Origin of the sequence: Novosphingobium sp. KACC 22771 (assembly GCF_028736195.1) — a bacterium.
In the GTDB taxonomy this organism is placed as follows: domain Bacteria; phylum Pseudomonadota; class Alphaproteobacteria; order Sphingomonadales; family Sphingomonadaceae; genus Novosphingobium.
The window spans coordinates 1123619-1139651 of record NZ_CP117881.1; the positions used below are offsets into that span (position 1 = coordinate 1123619).

The 16033-nt window shown below is 63.6% G+C and carries 18 protein-coding genes; 8 read left to right on the forward strand and 10 right to left on the reverse strand.

The genetic code is table 11. The features are described 5' to 3' along the window. Nucleotides 1-105 precede the first annotated feature (105 nt). From PQ467_RS05035 to PQ467_RS05065, 7 genes are all read left to right on the forward strand, one after another. Nucleotides 106-1119 (forward strand): zinc-dependent alcohol dehydrogenase family protein, encoded by a 1014-nt coding sequence (locus PQ467_RS05035; RefSeq protein WP_274175454.1) that lies wholly within the window; start codon nucleotides 106-108, stop codon nucleotides 1117-1119. A gap of 10 nt (nucleotides 1120-1129) precedes the next feature. Then, complete coding sequence (locus PQ467_RS05040; protein WP_274175455.1) at nucleotides 1130-2242, forward strand: NAD(P)-dependent alcohol dehydrogenase; 1113 nt, start codon at nucleotides 1130-1132, stop codon at nucleotides 2240-2242. Nucleotides 2243-2539: 297 nt separating this feature from the next. Then, complete coding sequence (locus PQ467_RS05045) at nucleotides 2540-3673, forward strand: cobalamin-independent methionine synthase II family protein (RefSeq protein ID WP_274175456.1); 1134 nt, start codon at nucleotides 2540-2542, stop codon at nucleotides 3671-3673. A 58-nt stretch (nucleotides 3674-3731) separates the two neighbouring features. Continuing rightward, nucleotides 3732-4478, forward strand: a complete 747-nt coding sequence (locus tag PQ467_RS05050) for an IclR family transcriptional regulator (RefSeq protein WP_274175457.1) — start codon at nucleotides 3732-3734, stop codon at nucleotides 4476-4478. A gap of 174 nt (nucleotides 4479-4652) precedes the next feature. Further along, entirely contained in the window at nucleotides 4653-5084 is a 432-nt protein-coding gene (gene rplK / locus PQ467_RS05055; protein ID WP_168603978.1) for a 50S ribosomal protein L11, read from the forward strand. Between the two features lie 3 nt (nucleotides 5085-5087). After that, a complete protein-coding gene (rplA, locus tag PQ467_RS05060) occupies nucleotides 5088-5789 on the forward strand; it encodes a 50S ribosomal protein L1 (RefSeq protein WP_274175458.1) in 702 nt (233 codons plus the stop codon). 139 nt (nucleotides 5790-5928) lie between these two features. Beyond that, the gene (locus PQ467_RS05065; RefSeq protein ID WP_274175459.1) at nucleotides 5929-6258 is read left to right on the forward strand and encodes a hypothetical protein; all 330 of its coding nucleotides are present in this window, start codon (nucleotides 5929-5931) and stop codon (nucleotides 6256-6258) included. Here PQ467_RS05065 and PQ467_RS05070 read toward each other — a convergent pair. The 6 genes from PQ467_RS05070 to rimO all read right to left on the reverse strand — a co-directional run bounded on the left by PQ467_RS05070 (nucleotide 6255) and on the right by rimO (nucleotide 11811). Beyond that, nucleotides 6255-7004, reverse strand: a complete 750-nt coding sequence (locus tag PQ467_RS05070) for a hypothetical protein (protein WP_274175460.1) — start codon at nucleotides 7002-7004, stop codon at nucleotides 6255-6257. The genes PQ467_RS05065 and PQ467_RS05070 overlap by 4 nt on opposite strands. A gap of 2 nt (nucleotides 7005-7006) precedes the next feature. Then, the gene (locus PQ467_RS05075; protein ID WP_274175461.1) at nucleotides 7007-8203 is read right to left on the reverse strand and encodes a toxic anion resistance protein; all 1197 of its coding nucleotides are present in this window, start codon (nucleotides 8201-8203) and stop codon (nucleotides 7007-7009) included. Nucleotides 8204-8286: 83 nt separating this feature from the next. Further along, nucleotides 8287-8847: a YqgE/AlgH family protein gene (locus tag PQ467_RS05080; RefSeq protein WP_274175462.1), complete on the reverse strand. Its 561-nt coding sequence runs from the start codon at nucleotides 8845-8847 to the stop codon at nucleotides 8287-8289. A gap of 41 nt (nucleotides 8848-8888) precedes the next feature. After that, nucleotides 8889-9407, reverse strand: a complete 519-nt coding sequence (locus PQ467_RS05085; protein WP_274175463.1) for a hypothetical protein — start codon at nucleotides 9405-9407, stop codon at nucleotides 8889-8891. Beyond that, the gene (locus PQ467_RS05090) at nucleotides 9407-10183 is read right to left on the reverse strand and encodes a competence/damage-inducible protein A (protein WP_274175464.1); all 777 of its coding nucleotides are present in this window, start codon (nucleotides 10181-10183) and stop codon (nucleotides 9407-9409) included. Before PQ467_RS05090 ends, PQ467_RS05085 begins: the two co-directional genes overlap by 1 nt. A 245-nt stretch (nucleotides 10184-10428) precedes the next feature. Next, entirely contained in the window at nucleotides 10429-11811 is a 1383-nt protein-coding gene (gene rimO, locus PQ467_RS05095) for a 30S ribosomal protein S12 methylthiotransferase RimO (RefSeq protein ID WP_274175465.1), read from the reverse strand. 87 nt (nucleotides 11812-11898) lie between these two features. On the opposite strand from rimO, the gene PQ467_RS05100 reads away from it, so the two are divergent. Continuing rightward, complete coding sequence (locus tag PQ467_RS05100) at nucleotides 11899-12258, forward strand: DUF1761 domain-containing protein (protein WP_274175466.1); 360 nt, start codon at nucleotides 11899-11901, stop codon at nucleotides 12256-12258. A 6-nt stretch (nucleotides 12259-12264) separates the two neighbouring features. Here PQ467_RS05100 and PQ467_RS05105 read toward each other — a convergent pair whose 3' ends face one another. From PQ467_RS05105 to serS, 4 genes are all read right to left on the reverse strand, one after another. Next, nucleotides 12265-13383 carry a M23 family metallopeptidase gene (locus PQ467_RS05105; protein WP_274175467.1) on the reverse strand — a complete coding sequence of 373 codons (1119 nt, stop codon included), beginning with the start codon at nucleotides 13381-13383 and terminating at the stop codon, nucleotides 12265-12267. Then, nucleotides 13380-14144 carry a 5'/3'-nucleotidase SurE gene (gene surE, locus PQ467_RS05110; RefSeq protein ID WP_274175468.1) on the reverse strand — a complete coding sequence of 255 codons (765 nt, stop codon included), beginning with the start codon at nucleotides 14142-14144 and terminating at the stop codon, nucleotides 13380-13382. Before surE ends, PQ467_RS05105 begins: the two co-directional genes overlap by 4 nt. Before the next feature lie 151 nt (nucleotides 14145-14295). Beyond that, complete coding sequence (locus PQ467_RS05115; RefSeq protein WP_274175469.1) at nucleotides 14296-14541, reverse strand: hypothetical protein; 246 nt, start codon at nucleotides 14539-14541, stop codon at nucleotides 14296-14298. A 77-nt stretch (nucleotides 14542-14618) separates the two neighbouring features. After that, complete coding sequence (gene serS, locus PQ467_RS05120; protein WP_274175470.1) at nucleotides 14619-16022, reverse strand: serine--tRNA ligase; 1404 nt, start codon at nucleotides 16020-16022, stop codon at nucleotides 14619-14621. Nucleotides 16023-16033: the final 11 nt, after the last annotated feature.

A 16033-nucleotide genomic window follows, 5' to 3' on the forward strand; every position in this document is an offset into this window, starting at 1 on the left:
GTCCATGTGATAACTTCATGGTTGCGAATATCAAAGCAAGAAATATGTATTACATACAAATTGCCTCGCTAAAAGAACGGGGATGCGGGGCTGGAGGAGGACGCTATGAAGGCATGGGTTCTGCGCAAGGGGGCGACCAGCCTCGATGATCTGCATCTGGTCGAACGCGATGTTCCGCGCCCCGGTCCTGGCGAGGTGCTGATCCGGGTGCGCGCCTGTTCGCTCAATTTCCGGGATCAGGCGGTGGTGCGCGGGGTCTATATCGGCGGGCCGGTGGGGCAGGATATCGTGCCCTGTTCCGATGGCGCGGGCGAAATTGTCGGGCTGGGTGAGGGCGTCCATGATCTGGCGCTTGGCGACCGGGTGGCGGGCATCTTTTTTCAGCACTGGCTGGAAGGGCCGCCCAATCCCGGCGTTGGTCCGGCGCTGGGCGCGGGCGTGGTTGACGGGATGCTGGCCGAATATGTCGTGCTGCCCGCGCAAGGCGTGATCCGCATCGCCCGCACGCTCAGCTTTGAGGAGGCCGCCTGCCTGCCCTGCGCCGGGGTGACGGCGTGGAATGCGCTGATGTGCGGCCCATCGCCGGTCAGGCCGGGCGACAATGTGCTGGTGCTGGGCACGGGCGGGGTATCGCTGATGGCGCTCCAGATCGCCAAGGCGGCGGGCGCCCGCGTGGTGGCCACCAGCGGCAGCGCGGGCAAGCAGGAGCGTGTGGCGGCGCTGGGCGCCGATGCCACGGTCAATTATCGCGACCATCCGCAATGGGGCGTGGCGGCTGCGGCGCTGACCAATGGCGGCTTTGATCATGTGGTCGAAGTGGGCGGGGCGGGCACACTGGCGCAATCCATCGCGGCGGTGGGCTATGGCGGCGAGATCGCGCTGATCGGCGTTTTGACGCGCGAGGGCGACACCAGCCCCCATGGGCTGATGCTGAAAGGGGCCAGCATGCGCGGGATATTCGTCGGCTCGAAGGCAATGGCGCTGGACTTGAATGCTTTTATTGATAGCAATCGCATCAGGCCTGTGGTCGATCGGGTATATCCGATGGCGCAGGCCAAGGATGCCTTCGCCTATCAGTCCTCGCCCGATCTGTTCGGCAAGGTCGTTATCGCGCTTTAAGGGAGCCATTATGCCTGAAATTACCGCTGCCGTTTGCCGTGAGCCGCACGGGGGTCTGACGCTGGAAACTCTGCGCCTTGATGACCCACGCGATGACGAGGTGCTGGTGCGGATTGTCGGTTCGGGGATTTGCCACACCGATCTGGCCGTGCGCGATGCCCAGTTGCCCACGCCGATGCCGGTGGTGCTGGGCCATGAGGGCGCGGGCATCGTCGAGGCGGTGGGCGCGGATGTGACTCATGTGAAGCCGGGCGACCGGGTGCTGATGAGCTTCAACTCCTGTGGCACATGCCCGTGCTGCCACGATCATGCGCCGACCTATTGCTACAATTTCTTTCCGCATAATTTTTCAGGTGTCCGCGCCGATGGCAGCTTTACCCTGCATGCGGGGGAAGAGCCGGTGCATGGCAATTTCTTTGGGCAGAGCAGCTTTGCCACCTATGCGCTGGCCACAGCGCGCAATGTGGTGCGCGTGCCGGACAGCGCCGGCGAGGTGCCGCTTGAACGGCTGGCTCCGCTGGGCTGCGGGATGATGACCGGGGCGGGCGCGGTTTTGCGCAGCATGAAGGTCAAGGCGGGGATGCCGATTGCCATCTTTGGCGCTGGCGCGGTGGGGCTTGCCGCGGTGATGGCGGCGAAAATTGCCGGGGCCGATCCGATCATCGCGGTGGACCTGCATGAAAACCGCCGCGCGCTGGCGCTGGAACTGGGGGCGACCCATGCGCTGGACGGGCGCGACGATCCGTTTGGCAAGATTGCCGAACTGTGTCCCCAAGGTCTGGCCTATGCCTTTGACAACACCGGGATCGCCAGCATCATCGAGGGCGTGTTCAACCTGCTCGCCCCGCGCGGCGTGCTGGGCATCGTGGGGGCCAGCGATCCGGCCGCCATGCTGAATTTCAACGAGGCGGCCTTCATGGGCGGCGGGCGCACGGTCAAGGGCATCCTGGGCGGAGATTCGGACCTGTTCGGCTTCCTGCCCGAATTGATCGAGCATCATCTGGCGGGGCGGTTTCCCTATGACCGGCTGATCGGGGTGTTTCCCTTTGCGCAGATCAATGAGGCGATTGAGGCCGGGGAGAGCGGGGCTGTGGTCAAGCCCGTGGTGGTGATGGAAGGGTAGAATTAGATGCGAGGGACTCGTCCCTCGCGCTCCCATTACTGTATGCGTTGCGCCACGGGTTCGATGTTTTGTGTCGGACGCACCCTTGGAAATTGAAAGCCTGCGGCGCAGACAGGCCTGCCTTCGCCGCGCCGCAGGCTTTCATCCCCATCACCAACTCTGCGAACCCACACCCCACCCCAAAACCGGGATTGTTAAGGGCCCCCGCCCTTAACCCGCCGGAGGCACACTTCCTTCTTCACCCATCCGATAAATTCATATAGGAGAACATAAAACCGACACCGCAGGAGAGGAAATATGCCCCATATCGCCACCACCCATGTTGGCTCGATGCCGCGTGGGGAGAACCTGACGCCGCTGCTGATCGCGCGCGACCGGGGAGAGGCCTATGACGCGGCGGAATTTGACACCAAGGTGTCGGCAGCGGTGAAGGAGGCGGTGCGCCATCAGGTGGAATGCGGGGTCGATATCGTTTCGGACGGCGAGATCGGCAAGATCGGCTATTCGACCTATATGATTGAGCGTTTGAGCGGGTTTGGCGGCCATGTGGACCGCAAATCGGCGCTCGATCTGGCCGAGCATCCGCAATTGGTCAAAAAGCTTTCGGCGATGATGGGCAGCCAGGATTTTGTGCGGGCAAGCTGCATCGGGCCGATCAAGCTGGTCAATCTTGAGCCGCTGCACGAGGACATCCGCCGGTTCAAGGCGGCGCTGGCGCAGGAGGGCCGCGAGGGCACGCAGGCGTTTATGAATGCAGCCTCGCCGGGTCTGATCACGGCGTTTCAGGTCAACAAATATTACCCCAGCCACGAGGCCTATCTGGCCGATCTGGCCGAGGCGATGCGGACCGAATATGAAACCATCGTGGATCAGGGCTTTTACCTCCAGCTCGACTGCCCCGATCTGGCGATGAGCCGCCACACCGGCTATCAGGACTTGAGCGAGGAGGAGTTCCTAAAGGTCGCCGAGGAGAATGTGGCCGCCTTGAACGCCGCCACCGCCAATATCCCCCCTGAAAAGATGCGGATGCATATCTGCTGGGGCAATTATGAAGGCCCGCATGACCATGACATTCCGCTCGAACGCGTGGTCGATATCATCCTGAAGGCGCGCCCCGCCACGATCCTGTTCGAGGCGGCCAATCCGCGTCACGAGCATGAGTGGAAGGTCTGGGCGGACGCCAAGATCCCCGATCACAAGATCCTCGCGCCGGGCCTGATCGACACCTGCTCGAACTATGTCGAGCATCCCGAACTGATCGCCCAGCGCATCGAACGCTTCGCCGGGATCGTCGGCGCCGATCGCGTGGTGGCCAGCACGGATTGCGGGTTTGGCACCTTTGCCGGTTACGGCAAGATCGACCCGGATGTGACGTGGAAAAAGCTGCGGAGCTTGCGCGAGGGCGCCGATATTGCCGGGGCTCGACTCTGATCAGGGCTTTTGCGCAACAGGGCTTTTACAGGGACGTAAGCGTTCTGTAGGAGGGGGCATGGCTGACGCTGGAACTTCCACCTCGCATGTCAAATCGGCGATGCGCACGCTCGACATTATCGAATATGTCGTGGCGCGCGGCGGCCCCGCCGTGGCGCAGGAAATCGCCGGGGCGCTGGCGATTCCGGTCTCCAGCCTGTCCTATCTCCTCGCCACGCTGGTCGAGCGCGGCTATCTGGAGCGGGCGGGGCGCAATTATGTGCCGGGGCCGGGGCTGCAGCGTTTGCAGGCCCGCTCCGAGCCGACCCTTGAGGACCGCGTGGCGCCGCTGGTGCGCGCGCTGCGGGTGCAATTGAACGAGACGGCCTCGTTTTTCGTGCGCGATGGCTGGCAATTGCAGACATTGGTGACGGAAAGCAGCGAACATGCGCTGCGCTATGCCATTGCCGTGGGCGGGCGGGCGCCTTTGCACGGGCTGGCGGCAGGTAAGGCGATTTTGGCCGCGATGCCCGATGAAGATGTCGAGCGCTATCTGCGCGAGAGTCGCCGCGAGAGCTTTACCGAAGCGACGCTTGTGAGCGCGGCCGAGCTGCGCCGCGAGATCGCCCGGACCCGCGCGCGCGGCTATGCCCGCACCACCAGCGAATATTCGGTGGGCATCGAGGGGATGGCCTGCGCCGCCATGGCGGGGGGCGATGTGATCGGGGCCTTTGCCGTGGCGGTGCCCTCGGTGCGCTTTGATCCGGGCATGGAGGAGCGCGTGGCCGGGCTGCTGACGCGCACGGCCGGGCTTTTTGAAGGCTGAGACAGCGCGCGCTTGCAATCGCCGGGCAAACCTGTATGGGCCACCGCTTGCCGAGCGGAGCGGGCTTGCCTGATTCTTTCGGTATTTCCGCGCGGGAGGGGCCTTCGGGCGCCGTTTGACCGCTTGATCTGAAGGGTCGGTCCGCCGGCTCGTACAGGATGAAAGGAGGCCATCGTGGCCAAGAAAATTGACGGTTATATCAAGCTGCAGATCGCAGCCGGCCAAGCCAAGCCCAGCCCGCCGATCGGTCCGGCTCTGGGTCAGCGCGGCGTCAACATCATGGGTTTCTGTAAGGAATTCAACGCGGCCACCCAGGGCGTTGAGCCCGGCACCCCGCTGCCCACCGTGATCACGGTCTATTCGGACAAGTCGTTCTCGTTCGTGACCAAGACCCCGCCCGCCACCTTCTTCATCAAGAAGGCGCTGGGCCTGAAGTCGGGTTCGAAGGCTCCGGGCAAGGATTCGGCTGGCAAGATCACCCACGCTCAGCTCGCTGAAATCGCTCAGGCCAAGATGAAGGACCTGAACGCCAACGATCTGGACGCGGCTGTCAAGATCATCGCCGGTTCGGCCCGCGCCATGGGCATTCAGGTTGTGGAGGGCTAAGACATGGCCAAGCTGACCAAGAAGCAGAAGTCGCTCGCCGAGAAGCTGGGCGACAACCAGCAACTGCACGGCATCAACGCCGCCATCACGCTGCTGCGCGAACTCAAGAGCGCCAAGTATGATGAAACGCTCGAAATCTCGATGAACCTTGGCGTTGACCCCCGCCACGCCGACCAGATGGTCCGCGGCATGGTCACGCTGCCCTCGGGCACCGGCAAGGACGTCAAGGTTGCCGTGTTCGCACGCGGCGACAAGGCTGAAGCGGCTCTGGCCGCCGGCGCCGATCGCGTTGGCGCCGAAGACCTGCTGGAAGACATGCAGGCCGGCAATCTCGACTACGGTCGCGTCATCGCCACGCCCGACATGATGGGCATCGTTGGCCGTCTGGGCAAGCTGCTGGGCCCCAAGGGCCTGATGCCGAACCCCAAGCTGGGCACGGTTACGCCGAACGTTGCCGAAGCGGTCAAGGCTGCCAAGGGCGGCCAGATCGAATTCCGCGTCGAAAAGGCCGGTATCATCCATGGCGGCATCGGCAAGCTGTCGTTCTCGGACGACGCTCTGCGCGCCAACTTTGACGCTTTCGTGGACGCGATCGTCAAGGCCAAGCCCGCCGGCGCCAAGGGCAAGTACCTCCGCAAGATCGGCCTGTCGACCTCGCAGGGTCCGGGCATCAAGGTGGATCTGGCCGAAGTCAACGGTGGTTAATCCCATCGTCGGTTGATCTGCTTCATCTTCGGATGGACGGGAATCAGGGGTCGGAAAAGGGGCAACCTTTTTCCGGCCCTTTTCCTTTGCGGATAAGAATTTTCTGGACGCCCATTGTGCGGCGCAGCATAGAAGGCCCATGCTGCATATTGCTGATTATGGCCACCTGATGGACTGGATCGTCCTGACTTTTGCGCCAACACAGGCGGACAAGATTGTCCACACCTATGTCGGTCTGGCCATCTGGCTGGGGGCGGGGGTGGTGCTGCGGCGGCCTTTGGCCTCGCGCTGGCCGCTGATCGCGGTGATCGCGGCCGAAACGCTGAACGAGCTCTATGATTACTTCTTCCGCGTGCTTTGGACGTGGCAGGACACCAAGGGCGACATCATCGCCACATGGTTCTGGCCCTTCGTGCTGTTCGCCGCGCTGCGCTGGCTGCCATGGCTGACCGGCCGGATGAAGGATTAACCTTCCGGCGTTTCGCCATATTTATAGTCGATAAACCGGCTCTGGATCGCCAATGCGTCCAGCTTGCCCTCGGCCAGTTGCCGCGTCACGCTGTCTAACTCGCCGCTCAGCCGGGTCAGGCTTTCGCTCAATTGCTGATCCGGGCTGCTGCCCGCATGGGCCTGTCCGCGCAGCGAGGGCGGGACGGCAGTATAGGCATTGACCAGCGAGGGCAGATGCTCGCCCACCAATTGCCGGACCTGCCCCACGGCGGGGGCATTTTCATCCACCCGATCAAGTTGCAGCGCCAGCCCGTCCAGTTGCCCGCCGATCCGCCCGACCAGATCGAGCGCGGGGGCGGGCAGGGCGGGGCGCTGGGCTTCCAGCCAAACCTGCGTTTGCCCTACCAACTGGCGCGCAGGCGCGGCGCGCAGCGTTTCAAGGCTGGGCACCGGCACGGCGCGGTCGCGCATCAGCATCCAGATCACGCCCACCAGCACTGCCGCCACCGCACCATAGGACAGCCAGCCCAGCAGATGCAGCACGCCCGAGATCAGCCCGATCACCAGATTGACCAGCATGATCGCCACCACCACGCTGAGAGCCAGCGCGGCGGCCTTGCGCTTCTGCCCGCTGCGGCGCAGCGCGGCCGAACGCTGGCCGATGGGCCGCCCCGTCACGCGCCGCCCGCCCGCCCTTTGGTCGTTCAGCGAGGCGCGTGCGGCGGCAAGGATAGCGTCGCTGTTATGGGCGGAATTATCGGCCATGATCAGCCTTCAAGGCTTAGCAGCGAGGGGCCGTCATGGGCCACCTGCGCCGAGGACTGGCCCTGTGCGCGGGCAATATAGCCCTTGGACTTTTCCACCTCGGCCGACAGCGTGTTGACCGTCTGTTTCATCGAATCGAGCGCCTTGATCTTGAAGGTGTCGATCGTGTCCATCGTGTCATAGATGTTCTGGAACGCGCGCTGCAGCGTCTCGACGGGGATCGTGCTGGCGGCGGCCTGCTGATGGATCTGGCCGGTCTGCTCCTTCAGCAGGGTGCTGGTCGAATCGATGATATTGGCCGTCGTCTCGTTCAACGCCGTGATCTGTTGCAGCACCAGGCGCTGGTTGGTCATCGCCTGCGCCACGGTCACCGCCGTGCGCAGCGCCGCGACGGTGGTCGTGCTGGCGCGGTCCACGCCTTTGACCAGTTCGACATTGTTCTTCTTGACCAGATCGAGCGCCAGATAGCCCTGCACCGTCACCGCCATTTGCGTCAGCAGATCCTGTGTGCGCTGGCGCGTATAGAACAGGGCGGATTCGCGCAAAGCCTTGGCCTTGGCCGGATCGGTGGCGTCCAGATCGCCCGCCTTCTCCTCGATCTTCTCGTCCAGCTTTTTGGAGATATGGATCATCTGCTCCAGATTGCCCATCGCTTCCCACAGCTTGGCGCGTTCGACGTCGATGGCCGCATTGTCCATCAACAGCTCGTCCTTGCCGCTGGCCAGCTTGTCGAGGATCGCCTTGATGTGGCCTTGGCTCGACACATAGCCGTCGAAATATTTCTGCACCGAATTGCCCCAGGGAATGATCCCCAGCAGCTTCTTGCCCGGCGACAATTTGCCCGCCTTGGCCGGGTCGAGGCTTTCGACCGTGCGGCGCAGTTCGATCAGATTGGCGCCCACGCCCTGATCCTTGTCCATCGCGCGCACGGGGCGATCCAGAAAGCGGTTCGACATGCCTGCTGCCGCGGCAATTTCCTTGCGCCCCATGCTGGTCAATTGATCGACGCGTTTGCCGAATTCGGGCGAATTGGTGTCCTGCGCGATCAGGTCGGCAATGAAACCATCGACCTTTTCGTCCAGCTTGCTCTTCTGCTCGGCGCCCAGCGGCACCAGCCCTGCGGCCTGCGCGGGGGCCACCACCGGCACCGGATCGGGCGGGGTCAGGGTAATCGCGGGGGCTTCAACCGTGCTCGCCATAGTATCCTCGTTTTGAAAACCGGCCTCGTTTTGAAAACCGACGTGTATTATAGGTGCAAGACAGTGCGCCGCAACAAAAAACCCTAGGCGCGGCCCGTCACATTGGTCAGATGTGCCGGGTCGATGCCCTCGGCCCGCCATGCCGCGCTCCACCGCGCCTCAAAGGGATGGTCAAACAGGATCGCGCCGCGCCCTTCGGCGGCATACCAGCCATGCTGGCGCATCTCGGCGTCCAACTGCGCCTCGCCCCACCCGGCATAGCCCAAAGCCACCAGCCAGCGCGCCGGGCCGCGCCCTTCGGCGATCGCGGCCAGAATGTCGCGGCTCCCTGTCAGGCTCCATTGATCGCACACCAGCAGCGTGCCTTCGCCCTTCCAGTCGGGGCTGTGCAATACAAAGCCGCGCTGCGGTTCGACCGGGCCGCCATGATGCACTTCGCAATCGGGGGCGAATCCGGTGGGAATGTTCAAATCATCGAGCAGATTATGCAGCGTGACGCCTTCGAGCACCTGACCCACGCCAATGCCCAGCGCGCCGTCCTTGTCATGCATGCACAGCGCCAGCACCGCTTCTTCAAAGCGCGGATCGGGCATGCCCGGCATGGCCAGCAGCAGGCGTCCGGCAAGGGATTGCGCTTCAATCATCGGCTAAAGGTAAGCGGGAAAGGGCAATTCTGCAAGACGCGCTATTTGCCCAGCACCGCAGGCGTATAGCATTCCACCACCAGCGCCAGCGGCGATCCGTCGGGCAGGCGCAGCATGGCGCGATGCGAGAGCACCGTATCGCGCGGGCAACCCGGCGCCGCACCGCGCACCGCGCCCAGCCTCTCGCGCGTGAAGCCCAGCGGCCCCGCCACCTTGCCAAACGGCGTGTCGGTGGTGTCCAGCGTCTGGTTCATCGCCGGGGTCAGCCTTTGGCGCGCATACCAATTATGCGCCTCGGACAGAACCTTGGAGCCGCAGGACAGGCGGACATGCCGATAGGCCGGTTCCTGATCCTCGGCCAGTTTGAGCGTGTCGTCCAGATCGGGCGGGGGCATGGTGTCCTGCCCTTTGACCTGCGCGGCCTTGATGACGGAGGGATCGGCCAGATGCCGCGCCGCACACCACTGGCCCAAGGCGGCGGTGGCGCTGTCCTGCGCGGCCAGCGTGGTCTCAAACGCCGGGAGCGACCCGGCATGGGCCAGCAGCAAAGCCAGCAGCATCAGATCCCGCCCAGCACCGGATCGCGCCCCATCGCCTCCAGCGCGGCCGAAAGCGCCGTGACGCAGGCGGCCAGTTGTTCGGCATCGGTCGAGCGGATCACGAAATTCGATCCCGTGCGCCCCTCGCGGAAAAAGGGATAGGAGCCGATCGAGACGCCCTCATGGTCCTTCTCGGTCTGGGCCAGCAATTGCGCCACTTCGCTCTCGCCCACCCAGCAGCCGACGGTTTCGGCCAGCACCGGCAGCCCGCCCTCCAGCGATCCGGTCAGGGCATCGAGCATACCCGCCGTAATCATCGGCACACCCGCCATGATGTAGATATTGCCCCAATGGATGCCCGGCGCGCCCGAATAGCGGTTGGGGATCAGCCCGGCGCCTTCGGGCACGCGGGCCATGCGCAGACGCATCTCGGTCAATTCGCTGCCGCGTGAGGCGTAATAATCGCTCAGGATCTGGCGCGCCTCGGGATGGACCACGACCGGAACGCCCAGCGCCTTGGCAATCGCATCGACGGTGATGTCATCATGCGTGGGGCCGATGCCGCCGGTGGTGAAAAGATAGTCGTTGCGCGCCCGCAAGGTGTTGACCGCCTCGACAATCGCATCGGTGTCATCGGCCACCACCCGCACTTCGCGCAGGCGGATGCCCTGCACGCCCAGCCAGCTTGCGATCTGCGCGATATTCTTGTCCTGCGTCCGGCCAGAAAGAATTTCATCGCCGATCACCACCAGCGCAGCGGTGAAGATGCGGGGCGGGGGAGAAGCTGCATCATCCATGGCCCTAGGGGTAACGGACAGAGGCGCATCGCGGCAAGGCGGGAAAAAGGGCAAAACTGTGCAAATCTTGCCGGAATCCAATGGGGCGGCGGATTGCGGGCAAAAAAAACCCGGCCGGAGCCGGGCTTTGGAAGTTTTGGGAGAGGATGCCTAAAAGGCCCGCTCCTTAAGCCTGACAACGCTGACTGTTGCAATTGCGAAAACTGCGTACATGATTGCGTAAAGTGCAACCAATCAGTTGCGCACTATGCAATCACGCCAAAAAGATCATGCGCATCAGCATCTTCGATCAGGACATTGACGATGTCGCCTGCTTTCAAATCCTGCGGCACATCGCGCAAAAGCACCTGTCCGTCGATCTCGGGGGCATCAGCCTGGCTGCGGCCGGTGGCGCCGATGTCGCCATCCTCGTCGGGTTCGCCCACTTCATCGATGATCACGCGAATCACACGGCCAACCTTGGCCTGAAGCCTTGCGGCGCTGATCGCTTCGGTCTTCTCCATCAGGCGGGCATAGCGCTCCTCCTTGACCGCTTCGGGCACGGCGCCGGGCAGATCGTTGGCACTGGCGCCTTCGACCGGCTCAAAGCGGAATGCGCCCACGCGGTCCAATTGCGCCTCGTCCAGCCAGTCGAGCAGGTACTGGAAATCCTCCTCCGTCTCGCCGGGGAAGCCGACGACAAAGGACGAGCGAATCGCCAGATCGGGGCAGATTTCGCGCCACTTCTTGATGCGCTCCAGCACGCGCGCCTCATTGGCCGGACGCTTCATCGCGCGCAGCACATTGGGGGCAGCATGTTGAAACGGAATGTCGAGATAGGGCGTGATCAGCCCCTGCGCCATCAGCGGGATGACATCATCGACATGCGGATAGGGATAGACATAATGCAGCCGAACCCACGGCGCTTCGCCTTCAGGGGTGCGCAACCGGCCCAGTTCGCGGGCCAGATCGGTCATATGGGCGCGCACCTCGCGGTCCTTCCAAGTCCGGCTTTCATGGCGGATGTCGACGCCATAGGCCGAGGTGTCCTGCGAGATGACCAGCAGTTCCTTCGTCCCCGCCGCCACCAGCTTTTCAGCCTCGCGCAGCACCGCGTCGATGCGGCGGCTGGCCAGCTTGCCGCGCAGTTGCGGGATGATGCAGAAGGCGCAGGAATGGTTGCAACCCTCTGAAATCTTGAGATAGGAATAGTGGCGCGGGGTCAGCTTGACCTCGCCGTCGGCCCCGGCGGGGATCAGATCGACGAAAGGCCCGCGGGTGGGCGGGGCTGCCTCATGCACGGCGTCCACCACCTGCTCATACTGATGCGCGCCGGTCACGGCCAGCACATCGGGGAAGCGGGCGCGGATCACCTCGGCCTCGTTGCCCATGCAGCCTGTCACGATCACGCGGCCATTCTCGGCAATGGCCTCACCGATCGCGGCCAAAGATTCCTCCTTGGCCGAATCGAGGAAGCCGCAGGTGTTGACCAGCACCACGTCGGCCCCGACATAATCGGGCGCAAACGCATACCCATCGGCGCGCAACCGGGTCAGGATGCGCTCGCTGTCGACCAGCGCCTTGGGGCAGCCGAGGCTGACCATGCCAACCTTGGGGGATTCGGGAATTTTTGTCAGCTTGTCACTCATGGCCAGCGCCCCTACGCTAAAATCACGAATAAGGCCAGTTGCGGCGCAAACGCGCCCGATGAAGGGCCGCAAGGAAGGAAAAGGCGCATGGGTCCGATCAACTGGGTGGCGATTGGCGTGGCGGCGATCGTGGCGGGCCTGCTGGCGTTTCCGTGGTATGGGCTGATGCGCGCGGCGCGCTCGCCTTCGCCGGTGCGGCTGTTGGCTCTGGTGTTTCCGGCATGGATGATCGGGCATAATTTCGCGCGGGTGGGGGCCGAAACGCTGGCGGCAAAGCCCTGGCTTTACTGGATGATGTCGGGCGGCTTTGCGCTGTTCATCGCCATTCCAGCGGGGGCGGCGCTTTATGGCCGCCATGGTATTGCCGCGCGCGAGGCGGCGGCCGATGCGGGCTATCTCTTTGCCGCCTTCATGGCCATGGGCACCGTGTTCTGGGCCATGGCCTGAGGGCGCCTAGCGTTCCGATTTTCCGGCGGAGGTTTGTTTTCCGGCGGGAGCTTGCGGCTTGCCCGGCAATTTGCCTTCGCCCTTTTTGCCTTCATTGGCTTTATGATCCGGCGAGGGTGTGGGCGACGGTTTGCGCAAGGCGGTGGCATCCGCTTTCTTATCGCCCTTGACCGTGGCCTTACCTTTGCCCGTGTCGCGGCGGGGCAGCAGCGGCAGCGGATTGACCGGTTCGTCATCGTGGCGGATTTCGAAATGCAATTCGTCGCGCGTGGCTCGCCCCGAATGGCCCACCAACCCCACGCGCTCATGCGCCTTCACGCTGTCGCCGCGCTTGACCGTCAGCTTGGACAGGAAGCCATAGGCGGTCTGCCAGCCCTTGCCATGGTCGATCACCACCAGATTGCCGAAACTGTCGGGTTCGCGTCCGGCAAAGATCACCTCGCCCGGCGCGCTGGTGCGCACGGTTTCGCCCTCGGGCGCGACGATATCGAGGCCATTATGGAAATCGCCGCCGCCCTCGTCGCGGGTTTTTGCGACAAAGCCGCGCCGCATGACGCCCTCCATCGGCCAGAGGAAGCCGGGGCGGGTTTCGGCTTTGGGCTGCTCCTTGTCCTTCGTTTTTTCCGCAGCCGGGGCGGGCTTATCCGCCTTTGCGTCGGCCTTGGCGGCATTCTCCGGCTTGAGGACGGTCGGGATCAGCAGCTTTTGCCCCTCACGCAGCCGCGCATTGGGCTCCAGCCCATTGGCCACCGCGATGGAGGAATAGGACACGCCATAGCGATAGGCGATGTCAAAGCCCGTCTCGCCGGCCTTGACCGTGTGGTGGCGGGTGCGCGGCAGAAACAGCTTTTGCCCGGCATGGATGGCATAATGCGGGGCCTTGAGGTGGTTGGCCTCGATAATCAGGATCTTGGGCACTTTGGCGCGATGCGCGATGCCGCCCAGCGTTTCGCCCGGCACCACGACATGCTCGCTCTCCTCCTCAAGCGGCAGAGGCGTGGGCAGATCGCCCTCAACCCCGGCGCGGGGCCGGGTCTTGGCCGATTGCGCCCAGGCGCCCGACGCGCCGATCATCAGCGAACCTGCCGCCAGCAGCGCGGCCATGCGCCAACGGGCTTGGCTCATTGGGCAAACCGCTCGGCCATCGCGGCCAGCGAAGCGTCATGCGTCAAATCCAGCTGAAGCGGGGTGACCGAGATGAACCCATCGGCAATCGCCTCAAGGTCGGTCTTGTGCCCCGGCGTATGTTCGATCCCGTGCAGGCCGAACCAATAATAGGGATAGCCGCGCGGGTCCGTGCTTTCGACCACCGATCCGCGCGCGTAATCGTGAAAGCCCTGACGCACCACGCGTATGCCCTGCACCGCATCGGCGTGCAGGGGGGGGAAGTTGACATTGACCAGCGTGCGCGGGGCAAAGGGCGCGTCGATCAGCGGGCGCAGCACTTTCTCGCCCCATTGCTCGGCTGCCTCGAAGGAAACATCGTCGCCCACGCCTTCCTTGGAATAGACCTGAGACAGGGCGATGGAGCGGATGCCCGCCAGCGTGCCCTCCATCGCGGCCGACACCGTACCCGAATAGGTGACGTCATCGCCCAGATTGGCCCCGCGATTGACGCCCGACAGGATCAAGTCCGGCGCCTCGGGCAAAATCTTGCGCAGGGCCAGCGTGACCGAATCGGTGGGCGTGCCGGTGACGGAAAAGCGCCGCTCGCCATGGCGGCGCATCCGCACCGGGCGGGTCAGCGTCAGGCTGTGTCCCGCGCCCGATTGCTCCTCGGAGGGCGCGACAATCCAGATGTCATCGGAAAGCTTGCGCGCAATTGCCTCCAGAACCTTGAGGCCGGGCGCGTGGATCCCGTCGTCATTGGTCAGGAGGATGCGCATGCCTTGGCCCTTTCATTAAGCAGTCAACCCTGCGGCCTTACATGCAAGAACGCCGCCCCGCAACGAATGCAGGGCGGCGCGCTATGCTTTTGCGCAAAATGGCGGCGGCTATGTCAACAAAGGGGTCAACAAAGGGTCGCCACCCTCTCGGTTACATTTCCTTCTTCACCGATTTTGCCGCATCATCAATGGCATCGCCTGCCTTGTCGGCGGCCTTGTCCACCTCGTTGGCGGCATGCTCGATCGCGTTGTTCTTACGCGCTTCGCTCGAATTATACTGGTTGAACATGATTACCCCGCCCACCAGCGCGATAAGCAAAGCAATCGCCAGCATGATCGTGCCGGTGCTGCTGCGTTCAACGATGACGGTGCGGGTTTCATTGGGCTGCGTGCTCATGGTGTTGCTCCCTTGTGCCGATGCCTCAAGGAAGAGGCATCGGCATCAAAGGTTCCATGGCCGCAGGATCAGCGCGATCAGGCCGAAATGCGCTCCAGCCCGCCCATATAGGGGCGCAGCACTTCGGGGATGGTCACGCTGCCATCCTCGTTCTGATAATTTTCGAGGATCGCCACCAGCGTGCGGCCCACGGCAAGGCCCGAACCGTTGAGCGTATGGACGAATTTCGTGCCCTTCTCACCCGCGGGGCGATAGCGCGCGTTCATGCGGCGCGCCTGAAAATCGCCGCAGTTCGAGCAGGAGCTGATCTCGCGATATTTGCCCTGACCCGGCAGCCAGACTTCGAGGTCGTAGGTCTTGCGCGCGGAAAAGCCCATGTCGCCGCTGCAAAGCAGCATGCGGCGATAGGGCAGGCCAAGACTTTGCAGGATATGCTCGGCAGCCCCGGTCATGCGCTCGTGCTCATCATCGCTCTGTTCGGGCGTGGTGATGGAAACGAGTTCGCATTTGTCGAACTGGTGCTGACGGATGAGGCCACGCGTGTCCTTGCCCGCCGCGCCCGCTTCGCTGCGGAAGCAGAGGGTGAGGGCCGTGAAGCGCAAGGGCAGGTCGCCATCAAGGATCTGTTCGCGCACGAGGTTGGTCAGCGACACTTCGGCGGTGGGGATCAGCCAAAGGCGGCCGGGAGGGTTAGGAAGGGCATTCCACACTTTTTCATCGGTTAACTCTAGCCCCTCAGCGTTTTGGCCAAGCTTTGCCTTAAGCTCTTCCAGAGCATTCCACTTGAACTTAATGATTTCGGCTGTGCTGAAGGATAGTTGAGTCTGGAACAAATCCTCCTCAAACTTGGGCAATTGCGCCGTCCCGTAAAGCGCATCGTCGCGCACCAGCACGGGCGGCACGACTTCCTGATAGCCGAAAGTCTCGGTGTGGGTGTCGAGCATGAATTGCCCGATGGCGCGGTTCAAACGCGCAATCGGCCCGCGCAGATAGGCAAAACGCGCGCCCGAAACCACCTGCGCGCTTTCAAAATCAAGGCCGAGCGGCGTGCCGATGTCGAAATGCTCCTTCGCGCCCTCGATAATGCGCGGTTCGCCCCAGCGGCTGACTTCGGCATTGTCATTTTCGTCCGCGCCCTGCGGCACTTCGTCCACGGGCAGGTTGGGGATCGTGGCCAGCATGTCGGCCAGCGCCTTGTCGGCGGCGCGCTTGGCCTCTTCCTTGGCGGGCAGGTCGATCTTGATCGCCTCGACCTCGGCCTTGAGCGCGGCGGCGCCTTCCTTGTCACCCTTGCTCATCAGCGCGCCGATCTGCTTGGAGGCGGCGTTGCGCGTGGCCAGCATCGTGTCCACCGAGGTCTGCGCCGAACGCGCATCGGCGTCCGCGGCAAGAATGGTGGCCGAAAGCGGCTCTAGCCCCCGGCGCGCAAGGCCGGCGTCAAAAGCTGCGGGGTTTTCGCGGATGAATCGAATGTCGTGCATGGGGATAGGCG